The 12,282-nt window shown below is 39.5% G+C and carries 12 protein-coding genes; 4 read left to right on the top strand and 8 right to left on the bottom strand.

From position 1 onward, the window contains the following. From proC to ppx, 4 genes are read right to left on the bottom strand one after another with little or no spacing between them, the layout of a single operon-like run. Nucleotides 1-837: a pyrroline-5-carboxylate reductase gene (gene proC, locus OD757_RS12840; RefSeq protein ID WP_155757891.1), complete on the bottom strand. Its 837-nt coding sequence runs from the start codon at nt 835-837 to the stop codon at nt 1-3. Next, nucleotides 812-2,212 (bottom strand): tRNA lysidine(34) synthetase TilS, encoded by a 1,401-nt coding sequence (gene tilS / locus OD757_RS12845; RefSeq protein WP_263032123.1) that lies wholly within the window; start codon nt 2,210-2,212, stop codon nt 812-814. Before tilS ends, proC begins: the two co-directional genes overlap by 26 nt. After that, on the bottom strand, nt 2,149-2,970 hold the full coding sequence (locus OD757_RS12850) for an acetyl-CoA carboxylase carboxyltransferase subunit alpha (protein WP_004794519.1): 822 nt from the start codon (nt 2,968-2,970) through the stop codon (nt 2,149-2,151). The genes tilS and OD757_RS12850 overlap by 64 nt, the downstream gene beginning before the upstream one ends. 18 nt (nt 2,971-2,988) lie before the next feature. Further along, nucleotides 2,989-4,509: an exopolyphosphatase gene (ppx, locus tag OD757_RS12855; protein ID WP_009390850.1), complete on the bottom strand. Its 1,521-nt coding sequence runs from the start codon at nt 4,507-4,509 to the stop codon at nt 2,989-2,991. A 279-nt stretch (nt 4,510-4,788) separates the two neighbouring features. On the opposite strand from ppx, the gene trxA reads away from it, so the two are divergent. Both trxA and rho read left to right on the top strand, forming a co-directional pair. After that, entirely contained in the window at nt 4,789-5,115 is a 327-nt protein-coding gene (trxA, locus tag OD757_RS12860; protein WP_003655060.1) for a thioredoxin, read from the top strand. A gap of 322 nt (nt 5,116-5,437) precedes the next feature. Continuing rightward, nucleotides 5,438-6,706 carry a transcription termination factor Rho gene (gene rho, locus OD757_RS12865; RefSeq protein WP_004794523.1) on the top strand — a complete coding sequence of 423 codons (1,269 nt, stop codon included), beginning with the start codon at nt 5,438-5,440 and terminating at the stop codon, nt 6,704-6,706. A 164-nt stretch (nt 6,707-6,870) separates the two neighbouring features. Here rho and OD757_RS12870 read toward each other — a convergent pair whose 3' ends face one another. After that, nucleotides 6,871-7,023 carry a hypothetical protein gene (locus OD757_RS12870; protein WP_081400098.1) on the bottom strand — a complete coding sequence of 51 codons (153 nt, stop codon included), beginning with the start codon at nt 7,021-7,023 and terminating at the stop codon, nt 6,871-6,873. Nucleotides 7,024-7,117: 94 nt separating this feature from the next. On the opposite strand from OD757_RS12870, the gene OD757_RS12875 reads away from it, so the two are divergent. Next, nucleotides 7,118-7,348, top strand: coding sequence for a hypothetical protein (locus tag OD757_RS12875; RefSeq protein ID WP_263032124.1), 231 nt, complete (start codon nt 7,118-7,120; stop codon nt 7,346-7,348). 94 nt (nt 7,349-7,442) lie between these two features. Here the strand turns inward: OD757_RS12875 and OD757_RS12880 are convergent, their stop codons facing one another. From OD757_RS12880 to pheS, 3 genes are read right to left on the bottom strand one after another with little or no spacing between them, the layout of a single operon-like run. Further along, nucleotides 7,443-7,739 (bottom strand): integration host factor subunit alpha, encoded by a 297-nt coding sequence (locus tag OD757_RS12880; protein ID WP_000126166.1) that lies wholly within the window; start codon nt 7,737-7,739, stop codon nt 7,443-7,445. Next, nucleotides 7,736-10,117 (bottom strand): phenylalanine--tRNA ligase subunit beta, encoded by a 2,382-nt coding sequence (gene pheT, locus OD757_RS12885; protein WP_263032125.1) that lies wholly within the window; start codon nt 10,115-10,117, stop codon nt 7,736-7,738. Before pheT ends, OD757_RS12880 begins: the two co-directional genes overlap by 4 nt. Nucleotides 10,118-10,149: 32 nt before the next feature. Then, entirely contained in the window at nt 10,150-11,130 is a 981-nt protein-coding gene (gene pheS, locus OD757_RS12890) for a phenylalanine--tRNA ligase subunit alpha (protein WP_004794529.1), read from the bottom strand. 158 nt (nt 11,131-11,288) lie between these two features. On the opposite strand from pheS, the gene OD757_RS12895 reads away from it, so the two are divergent. After that, the gene (locus OD757_RS12895; protein ID WP_263032126.1) at nt 11,289-12,281 is read left to right on the top strand and encodes a hypothetical protein; all 993 of its coding nucleotides are present in this window, start codon (nt 11,289-11,291) and stop codon (nt 12,279-12,281) included. Nucleotide 12,282 lies beyond the last annotated feature (1 nt).

The raw sequence follows: 12,282 nt of genomic DNA on the forward strand, positions 1-12,282 counted from the left end.
CTATTTCGCACTGTCACTCAATTCTTGAGCCAATTCTTGGCTACGCTTCTGTGCAGCAGCCAATGCAGATTGAATATTTTGGGAGATTTGTGCACGGTCAAAAACTTCAAGTGCAGCTTGTGTCGTACCATTTGGTGATGTCACATTCTTACGAAGTTCAGATGGAGTGTTTGAACTGGTAATTGCCATTTGAGCTGCACCTAACGCCGTTTGAAGAGTCAACGCGGTCGCAACTTTTTCATCCAATCCTAAATTTTTACCCGCACGGATCATGCTTTCCATGAGATAGAAAAAATATGCAGGACCTGAGCCAGAAACTGCTGTTACCGCATCAATTTGAGCTTCGGAGTTTACCCAAATTGTTAAGCCTGTGGCTGCCAAAATCTGACTTGTTAATTCACGATCCGAAGCACCTACCACATCATTTGCATAAATACCATGCGCACCAGTTTGAACTAGAGCTGGCGTATTTGGCATAACTCGCACAATTCGATCACTATCAATTAAATTTGATATCGTTTGAATTTCAGCACCAGCAATAATTGAAATGACCAATTTATCTGATAACAGACCTTTCAACGGACGTAAAACATTCGCCAAAACTTGTGGTTTTACCGCCAGCACAACAACATCAGCATTTTGAATTGCAACCACGTTATCTTGTGTTACGTGGACTTCTTTCTCTTGTAATAATTGACGGATCTGCTCAACAGGATCTGAAACGGTAATACGTGTCGGTGGTAAACCTCTTGAAATCAGCCCGCCAATTAAAGCTTGGGCCATATTACCGCCACCAATAAAACAGATATTACTATTTACTGCACTTGCCATAACTATATTCGCCATTTACCAGATTACAAGAATGAGAAATTAAATCTGGTTGCCATCCTCCTTGCTCACAATACGGAGACTGAGCCAACCAAAATCCTTTCGGTGTAAAAACCCCAAGCATAACATTATCTATGACTAATATTTGAATTGTATGACGAAGCCAAGGCAAAATATGTGCTTCTTGAATTGCTTTTTTTAATGGCCATTGGCCAACACGACCATATAAATGGACTTTTTCCCCACCTTGACGTCGAATTATTGTCAATTTTTTATTTAATAAAGATGGAGCCAACCCGATATTTTTCTGTGTAATCTGAAAACTTCCTGAAGCGTAATGCACTATTTCCCCCATTTGGAAATGATGCTCTGATTCCGCTTCAACTGAACTTAATGTTTCAGCAAGAAAAGTCTGCTTATTCAATTTATAAAGATGATGTTGATAACGGACATAGTAAAAGTGGTTCCAGTGTAATGCTGCTTGTGCATCCAACTTTGAATCAATCACTTCATTTTTTAAGCGCTCAACCATTTCAAATGCAGGTCGATATTGTCCATCACCTTTCATCCAAACCGAAAGCAACTGGCGCTGACGGGCAGCTGATAAATCTAAAAGTTTAGTTAAGTCTAAACACTCAGCAGTACCACAATGTTTTAAATCGACTTTCAAAACTTCTTCTAAAATTTCAGAAGCATCTTGCATCAAATAACTGGTTCGGCTCAGGGCTTGCTGCATTTTAGGAAAGCGATTTTGTAGAAAAGGCCAAAGTTCCTCACGTGACCACGCCCTATCATAACGAATATCGTAATTTGTCGGGTCATTTACATACTCAATTTCAAGTTGAGTAGTCCAATCAGCAATTTGCTCACGAGATAAGTCTAAAAAAGGACGCCAAATCGTCATATCCACACGATAATCAATAGACTGCATAGCAGCTAATCCATCAACGCCCGCACCTGACAATAAACGTAGTATTACCGTTTCAGCCTGATCTTGCTGATGATGAGCAAGCACTAAAATTTCGTTTGCTTGTAAATGCTGTCGATAAGCTTGATAACGTGCCTGACGTGCTTGGGCTTCCAGATTACCGTCGGTAACCTGAACTTTTTGAATAATATAAGGAATATCTATGCAAGTGGCTTGTTCAGCAACGAGTTTGCCCCATTCTGCACTTTGTGATTGCAGTTGATGATCGATATAGATTACTCGGATCTTTTGAGGGAAAATTTGAGACATCAAATGTAGCAGCAGCATAGAATCCATGCCACCACTACATCCAATAAGAAAAGAACTACTTTCCGAAAACTGTTGAGCTTGCCTTAAGACATTATGCCTAAGTTTGCGCTGCCAAATTTCATTAAACGTTGATAACGTTCTTCGCATCGTTCATTTGCATCCATTGGTAGCAACTCATCCAAAGCTTGCTTCAAAACTACTTTTAGGTTTTGCATGACTTGCTCAGGGTCTAAATGTGCCCCTTCACCCTCATCTACTACATATTCAACAATACCTAGAGATTGTAATTTATCAGCAGTCAAACCTAAAGCTTCGCTTGCTTGAGCCGCTTTTTCAGCAGTTTTCCATAAAATAGATGCACAACCTTCTGGTGAAATCACAGAATAGATACTGTGCGATAACATAATTACTCGGTCAGCAACGCCAATACCTAAAGCGCCACCAGAACCACCTTCACCGAGTACTGTTGCAACAACAGGAACTTTCAAACTTGAAAGTTGAGCAAGACTCGTTGCAATTGCTTCGGCTTGTCCACGCTCTTCAGCACCAACACCAGGGTAAGCACCCATCGTATCAATAAATGTGAAAACCGGAAGATTAAAACGCTCAGCCATATCTAATAGGCGTTGAGATTTACGGTAACCTTCAGGGTTAGCCATACCAAAGTTATGCTTTAATTTTTCACGGGTACTACGACCACGGTGTTGTCCAATGACCATCACAGGTTGACCGTCAAAACGAGCAAGACCACCTACCATCGCACCATCGTCACCAAACAAACGATCACCATGCAAGGCGTCAAACTCTGTAAAGATTTCACCGACATAATCTAGAAACTGCGGACGTTCAGGATGACGTGCAATTTGAACCGTTGTCCAAGCTTTGGACTGAGTAGATTTTTTCATAGGTCGAATATTATCCCTTTAATCGATAAATTTTTCCGACTGAATATTCAATTCAATGTCCCAATGCTTAAACTGCTCTTGCTCATCGTGCAAGTCGGCAACTAACAATGGCCATTGTTTGGCATCACCAGAAACACTAAGCTGCCATTGTTGATCATTTATGATGGTCAGTTCAATGGCAGGAAGCATCTGATCACTTCGACTATGGTTGAGTAAAACTGCTAGGCGAAGCAATAAACTTAAGTAAAGTAATTTATGACCACCAGCCTTCAAAATTTCGTTTTTTACATCATTTCGCAATTTACGACGATGATGAGCAACTAAATGTGAAAGATGATTTTGATCAATTTGTGAGAAACCAGGAATATCAGAATGCTGTAATAAATAAGCACCATGGCGATGATAACCACCATGACTAATTGCTAAACCAATTTCATGCAAATAAGCTGATCGACGCAGTAAGTCACTGTCTTCACTAGTTAAATTCAGGGATTTCGCCACACCATCAAATAGGTGTTGTGCTGTTTTGACCACACGTTCTGCTTGTTTAGGATCGGCATTATAACGGCCCATTAGGGCTTGGACACTGCGGTCGCGGATATCTTCATGTTTAAATCGACCTAATAGGTCATACATAACACCTTCGCGTAAAGCACCATCTGAATATGCCAAACGATCAATTTCTAGAACTTCAAAAACTGCGTACAAAATTGCCAATCCGGCTGGCAAAACTGCTCGTCGATCTTCTCTTAACCCTTCAAAATCAATTTCAGAAACATTTTTAAACTTAAGCAGTTTATCTTTAAGTTTATATAGCCCTTCCCGAGTGACATTTTCTTGTTCATCACTTAAGCCCATATTCACCATAATTTGGCGGCAGGCTTTAATCGTTCCACTCGAACCAACGACAGTATCCCATCCTTCCATTTTATAAGTCGTTGCAATAGCAGAAAGTTCTTTACGGGCAGCAACTACTGCTTTATCAAATGATTTCTGGGTAATTTCCCCATCAGAAAAGTAAGCTGTTGTATAGGCCACACAACCCATTTGTAATGATTCTGTGTAAATAGGTTCAAACTCTTCGCCGATAATGAATTCAGTAGAACCACCACCAATATCGACGACTAAGCGACGCCCGCCATTGGCCATTGTATGCGATACGCCCAGATAGATCAGACGGGCTTCTTCTCGTCCTGCAATAATTTCAATAGGTTTAGGTAAAATTTCTGCAGCTTTTTGAATAAATTCATGTCCATTTTTTGCCTGACGCAAGGCATTTGTAGCCACAATTCGTAAACGATTAGGTTGAACCGAACTCAATCTTCCGACAAAACGTGCTAGACATGCCAAACCACGTTGCTGAGCAGCTTCTGTTAAATTTTTATTCTCATCTAAACCAGCTGCAAGCTGTACTTTTTCTGACATCGAAGCAACTTTTTTAACTTCACCATGATCTACCCGTGCAATTGCAAGGTGAAAACTGTTCGACCCCATATCTATGGCGGCAAGTAATTCTTCATCAATCAGAAAGTCAGACATTATTGAACTAAACCCATAACAATTCACGCCTAGAGTAATTCACACGAATGCAATTGAAAAGTCATTTTCATCAACAATTAACTGTCATTTATATTTTTCTATTTATGAGTTGATTGTACAAGTCGATGATGAATATCGTGAGCATCCATTAGACAAATTTAGTGAAGCCTTGAATAATAGCATCAAACCCTTACATTGAACTAAGTAGCTATGTAATACTGATAGAGATAAATTTCTCCTGTAGTAATAGCACTTTTTTCTAAAAATTGGAGCCGTACCATGTCTGCGACTATTGTAAATACAACTGATGATAACTTCCAAGCAGATGTTCTAGATGCTGAAACACCAGTACTTGTTGACTTCTGGGCAGGTTGGTGTGCACCTTGTAAAGCAATTGCACCTGTTCTTGAAGACCTATCAAGTGAATATGCTGGTAAAGTAAAAATTGTTAAAGTTGATGTGACTTCTTGCGAAGATATTGCGGTGAAATACAATATCCGTAATATTCCTGCTTTATTACTTTTCAAAAATGGTGAGGTTGTAGCTCAACAAATTGGTGCTGTACCTCGCTCTAAACTTGTTAGCTTTATTGATGAAAATGTTTAAGTCAAAATGCTAAGAATGAAAATACGCTATACTTTTTTATAGCGTATTTTTTTCGGCTATAAATTGACAAATTAACCAAGCTGGCTTATATTGCATGCTCAAGAGGCACTGAAGGGAATCATCTTCGTCCGGCTTCTTACAAGACACAAACATAAAGATCGCCACTCGGCAACAGAAATTGTTTTTTCACATTTTTCTTCGAAACAATCAATCAGACTTCTGAATTGTTATTGTGTAAATACAATTGCGATAATCTTTTTTGTATGCGAGCGATTTTTCTTCTTTTTAAACCACACTCTACTCTTTCCTAATTCTGACCCTTATGAATTTAACTGAACTCAAGAAAAAACCAATTGGTGAATTAATTAAAATTGCTGAATTTATGGGCCTGGAAGGTATGGCTCGTAACCGAAAGCAAGATATTATCTTTGCCATTTTGAAACGCCATGCGATGAATGGCGAAGAAATTTTTGGTGATGGCGTTCTTGAAATTCTCTCTGATGGTTTTGGTTTTTTGCGATCTGCCGCAGGTTCGTATTTAGCAGGTCCGGATGATATTTATGTGAGTCCCTCACAAATCCGACGCTTTAACTTGCGTACAGGTGATACCATCACAGGTACTATTCGCCCTCCAAAAGAAGGTGAGCGTTATTTTGCGTTGCTCAAAGTTAACCAGATTAACTATGACACGCCAGAAAATTCTCGAAATAAAATTCTATTTGAAAACTTAACTCCACTTTTCCCGACTGAACAATTGGTTATGGAACTAGGTAATGGTACGACAGAAGATTTAACTGCTCGTGTTGTTGATTTAGTTGCGCCAATTGGTAAAGGGCAACGTTCTATTATTGTTGCACCGCCAAAAGCGGGCAAAACAATGTTACTTCAAAATATTGCTCAATCTATTGTTAGAAACAATCCTGAAGTATTCCTGATTGTTCTATTAATTGACGAGCGTCCAGAAGAAGTAACTGAAATGGAACGTACTGTTCGCGGTGAAGTCATTGCTTCAACATTCGATGAAGCTCCAGCTCGCCACGTACAAGTTGCAGAAATGGTAATTGAAAAAGCAAAACGTCTTGTTGAACATAAAAAAGACGTTGTGATTCTGCTTGACTCGATTACCCGTTTAGCGCGTGCATATAACACTGTCATTCCTTCATCAGGTAAAGTATTAACTGGTGGTGTGGATGCTCATGCATTAGAACGCCCTAAACGCTTCTTCGGTGCTGCACGTAATATTGAAGAAGGTGGATCTCTTACGATCATCTCAACTGCTTTGATTGAAACAGGCAGTAAAATGGATGACGTCATTTATGAAGAATTCAAAGGTACAGGTAACCAAGAGATTACTCTTGATCGCCGTATCGCTGAAAAACGCGTCTTCCCTGCCATGAACATTAAGAAATCCGGCACCCGTCGTGAAGAGCGTTTAATGGATGATGATAACTTACGTAAAGTTTGGATCCTCCGTAAGCTTCTCCATCCTATGGATGAGTTGGCGGCCATGGAATTCTTACTTGACCGTATGAAAGAAACTAAAACAAATGATGATTTCTTCGATCAAATGAAACGTAAAGCTTCAACTTAATCGATTAATCTTCCATAAAAAGCCACTCTTTTGAGTGGCTTTTTATTTGGTTGACAAACTTTACACAAAGATACATTTTGCAGTTTTTTATGTAAAATTATTTATAAGCTTTTGATAATAAATATTTTTGAATTAAAAAAATTAAGTTTTTTAGTAGCTTATCTCTACCTTTTCCAATACAGTCGGACTGATTGATTGTTTTTTTCTGTTAAAAAACAGACTGTTTTTCTCTTTTTCATACGTTTTTTTGATAGACGACAGTAGTATTTCAGCATTTGCAGTGATAGCATAGCGGCAGACCAGTTAGACTGCTCCATGCGTTGTTACCTAGCTACGTTTTAGGAATAATAAAAGCAAAACAGTCCAACTTAGGTTTTTTTAATCTCAAATCTTTTTTGTGAGAGTGATGCCATGTTATTCAAAAAATTTGCTGTTGCTGCTGCTGTTGCTGCTACTTTAGCTTTCGTTGGTTGTTCTAAGAAAGAAGAAGCTCCTGCTGCTGCTGCTTCTGAAGCTGTAGCTGCTGCTTCTACTGCTGCTACTGCTGCTTCTGAAGCTGCTACTGCTGCTTCTACAGCTGTTGATGCTGCTGCTTCTGCACCTGCTGCTTCTGCACCTGCTGCTGCTTCTGCTGCACACTAATCTATACTTAGATTAGAAAAAAGAGGACATTTTGTCCTCTTTTTTTATGTCTAAATTTTAGAAAAATATAAAAACTATAAATAAAAAAAGCAGATCAATCGATCTGCTCATTTCCAACGCGTTGTCTAAACTTCTGACCTGCTCTAAAGGTCACTACCCTACGTGCCGAAATTGGAATTTCTTCACCTGTTTTAGGATTACGTCCTGGACGTTCGCGTTTATCTCTTAACTCGAAATTACCAAAACCAGAGAGCTTAACCTGCTCTCCTGCAATAAGTGCTTGGCTAATTTCGTCGAAGAACAACTCGACCATTTGTTTTGCTTCACGGCGATTTAAGCTGGTTAACTCACTTAAATGATCAGCCATGTCTGCTTTAGTTAATGCTGTCATGAGGCCCTCAATGTCGCTTGATAAGTGTTTTCTAACACTTGGATTATATTGTCCATACCAGATTTAATTTCAGCATCTTCAAGCGTACGTGAAGGATGTTGCCATAATAGTGCAAACGCTAATGAGCGCTTACCTTCTTCGACACCCTGCCCCGTATACACATCGAACAGCCATGTAGAGTCTAAAAGCTCTCCACCAGTTTGTTCGATTAACTGCTGAATATCTCTAACATTTATATTATCAGAGATTAAAAGCGCAATATCACGTCTGATCGAAGGAAAACGTGATAATTCTGTAAAATTAGATACATAAGATTGCAAAACAGCTGTTTGATCGAGTTCAGCAACCCAAGTTGTGCTTAAATCTAGCTCATTTTCTAAAGATGGATGCAAACGACCTAAGTAACCAATTGATTGTCCATCAACTAAAATTTCAGCAGACTGCCCTGGATGCAACCATGCACGCTCTGAACGCACATATTCAACTTTGACGCGACCAGCAGCTAAAATCTCTTCAACCTCTCCTTTGAAATCGAAGAAATCCATTGGTTGAGGCTTAGAATGCCATGTTTCTGGTTTTTGCGAGCCTACTGCAATTAGAGCCAGAGTAGGAGTCTGTTGTAAGTCTTCAATGTTCTTCGCATTTTGATAATCAAAACGTAGCCCGAACTCGAAAAAGCGCACGCGATTTTGCTGACGGTTGAGGTTATATTGTACGCAAGGAATTAAACTAGAAAGTAAAGTACTACGCATTGCGGCCAAATCACTTGAAATTGGATTTGCTAACATCAATGGCTTAACTTCAGGATTTAATTGCTTTTCAAGTTTCGCATCAGCAAAGCTAAAGCTAATTGCTTCTTGATAACCTAAAGTCACGATTGTTTGACGCAATTCAGCAAGTTCAAAGCGATCTTGATATTTAGCAAACTTAACATCCATGCTTGGTAAGCTAATCTGGATATTGTCATAACCATCAATACGCGCTACTTCTTCAATTAAGTCTTGATAAATAGCCATATCGTAACGATGTGATGGGGGCACTACACTCCATTCACCTTCAGCCTTAACTGTTACCTTACACCCTAGTCGAGTTAAAGCATCTGCAATGAACTCACCCGCAACTTGATATCCCAACAATTGGTCTACCTGAGCTTGTTTCAATTCAATTGCTTCACGCTTAGGCAGTAGATCAGTTTTTTCAGCTACAGTAATTGGACCAAACTCGCCGCCTGCTAACTCTTGAATAAGCTGAGAAGCACGATTCATGGCAAGTAAAGGTAACTCAAAATCTACCCCACGTTCATAACGCTGCGAAGAATCAGTATGTAAACCGAAACGACGAGCACGACCAGCAATCGCGAGTGGCGCGAAGAAAGCACTTTCTAGGAAAATATCAGTTGTATCATCGGTTACACTTGATGCCAAGCCACCCATAATTCCAGCAATTGCCAAAGCTTTTTGGTCATCAGCAATTACCATTATATCTTCTTGCAACTCAACTTCTTGATCATTCAAGAGTTGTAACTTTTCTTGTTGTATTGCTTGACGAACATGTACAGTCCCTTCGATTTTAGACAAATCGAATGCATGCATTGGTTGACCCAATTCCATTAAGACATAGTTAGTCACATCAACCAAAATACTATGAGTACGAATTCCTGAACGCGCTAAAGCTTGTTCCATCCACTCAGGAGTAGCAGCTTTTACATTAACATTCTTAACTACACGCCCTAAATAACGTGGAGCTCCATCAGTACTGATAACTACTTTTTTCTCATCAGCAATGGTGGCATCAACTGACTTGATTTCAGGTTCATTCATTTGCAGCTTATTAATAACTGCAATTTCACGAGCAATACCACGAATACTAAAACAGTCACCACGGTTCGGTGTAATACTGATATCAATAACATTGTCGTCAAGTTTTAAGTATTCACGGATATTTACGCCTACTGGAGCATCAGCTGGTAATTCAAGTAAACCATCGATTTTATCTTCTAGATCAATCTCAGAAGCTCCACAAAGCATTCCTTGTGACTCAACACCACGAAGCTTACCTTTTTTGATTTTAAAATCACCAGGTAATACCGCGCCAATGGTTGCCACAGGTGCTTTCATTCCAGCACGGACATTTGGTGCACCACAAACAATTTGTAGTGGCTCACCCGAACCAATATTCACAGTTGTAACGCGCAAACGATCTGCGTCTGGATGCTGCTCAACCGTGAGCACTTCACCGATTACTACACCCGTAAATGGTTTAGCCACAGGTGCCAATTCATCAACTTCAAGACCAAGCATCGTCAACTGATCAGACAATGTATCACTATCAATTGCTGGATTAACCCATGTGCGTAGCCAATTTTCGCTAATCTTCATCTTTATAAACCTTTTTTAATCCTGAAAAACTGTTAGGCAAATTGGCGTAAGAAACGCACATCATTTTGATAGAACATACGCAAGTCATTAATGCCATAACGCAACATAGCAAAGCGCTCTACCCCTAAACCAAAAGCAAAGCCTTTGTATTTATCAGGATCAATACCCGCAGCACTTAATACATTTGGATGCACCATGCCACAGCCTAAAACCTCTAACCAACGGCCGCGTTCATCCATAATATCTACTTCTGCACTTGGCTCAGTAAACGGGAAATATGATGGACGGAAACGTACCTTTAAATCTTTCTCGAAAAATTCATTCAGCAGGTTAATTAATAAACCTTTTAATTCAGCAAAGCTGGTGTTCTCAGCAACATACAAGCCTTCGATCTGATGGAACATTGGCGAATGCGTCTGATCCGAGTCACAACGATAAACACGCCCAGGGCATACAATACGAATTGGTGGCTCACTTGTTTCCATTGTACGAATCTGTACACCAGACGTATGCGTACGCAGTAAATGAGTGGCATCAAAATAGAAAGTATCGTGCATAGCACGCGCTGGATGGTGACCAGGAATATTTAATGCTTCAAAATTATGATAGTCATCTTCAACTTCTGGACCAGTCGCAACTGTAAAACCAGCTTTAGTGAAGAACTGACAAATTCTTTCTTGTACTTGAGTGACAGGGTGAACTGTACCAACGCGTTGACCGCGGCCCGGCAAAGTAATATCAATCGTTTCACTTGCTAGTTTTTGCTCAAGTGCTGCCTGTTGTAATGCCGCTTGACGTTCTGTTAAAGCAGTATTAATTGTTTCTCGAACAGCATGAATCGCAGCACCTTGTACTTTGCGTTCTTCAGGGTCCATTTTCCCTAATGCTTTCGATTGTTCTGCAAGCTGGCTTTTTTTCCCTGTAAATTGCACACGCACCTGATCAAGTGCAACAAGGTCTTGAGCTGCTGCAATGGCAGCAAGCGCTTCTGTGGTCAGGGCTTCCAGTGACATATTAACTCTCAAAGCAACAAATTAAAAAAATATAATAAAACACTGCATTCTAACAGTTTTTCATCAGATTGATGAAGTTTATCCATCATGAAAAATGTATTAGGCAACAAAAAGATAAAACGTATAAGATAATAGCATCGTCAATGAGATCAACTATTATGGCGCTCAATCAAATTTGGAAACAACAACTTACGCTTGTGACGTATGGTAATGAATACCTCCGCCAAAATTTAAGCTTCACCCAATGGCGACAACATCATATTTTTGACCACCATAGTTTTCAGTTTCGTGACTTAGCTTCGCAGCATTTACTTGCTCAACACTTTCAAGTTTGGCTAGAGGCCCTAAAAAAACAAGGTACCACTCAGCTCAGTTTACATTTATCAAGCCTTCTAAATGAAGAGCAAAATCCAAACAGCAACGTTGAGCTTTTGCCTTATACTCATTTTATTGTTAGCCATCAAAATGATAAGAAATTTGCATGGATTTTCGGCCATGAACTTGCTGAATGGTATAACAATGACAATGAGTTTGAAGCCCCAGCTTCACAAACCTGCGAGCTTCGTTTAGAAACTTTCTGGCGTTTTGAACTCAATGAAAAATTATCAAAAAAAGTAGACGCAGATTTAAAAAATCCACCATGGCAAGAAATAGCTGATTTTATGGAGAGTGAATTATTTCGTAGTAAATATGCAGCAGGCTTTGAGGAACCAGAATTTCAAAAAACTTACTTTGATGGCACCAACATTACGAGCCAAGAACAAAGGCTTGCTTTAATTCCAGAGACTTATCCTGCAGATTATGCTCACCAACTTTTATCTCGTACTCAAGCATTAGCCAATTATTTAGAACAGAAAAAACGTCTTGCAAATGATCCGTTAGGAGAAGAGCTAGACCAAGAACAACTCATTAATTTAAGAAATTTTACGCAAAAGACTGATGATTTGTTTGCCAAACTTATTGTTAAAGCTGCTAATCACTACCAAACAGCTCAAATAATTCCAGTTGCTAAGGTCTCTCCGTTTGAACAATCAAATGAAATTCCACAACAGTTGAAATCTCACCACCATAAAGGCACTGGTTCAGGCGTTATTAAGCTGATTATTCTAACGATTATTATTTGTGCTCTGGCTTATTATTTTGGGCTTTAAC

The sequence above is a fragment of the Acinetobacter sp. AYS6 genome (genome assembly GCF_025630795.1).
Lineage (GTDB): Bacteria > Pseudomonadota > Gammaproteobacteria > Pseudomonadales > Moraxellaceae > Acinetobacter.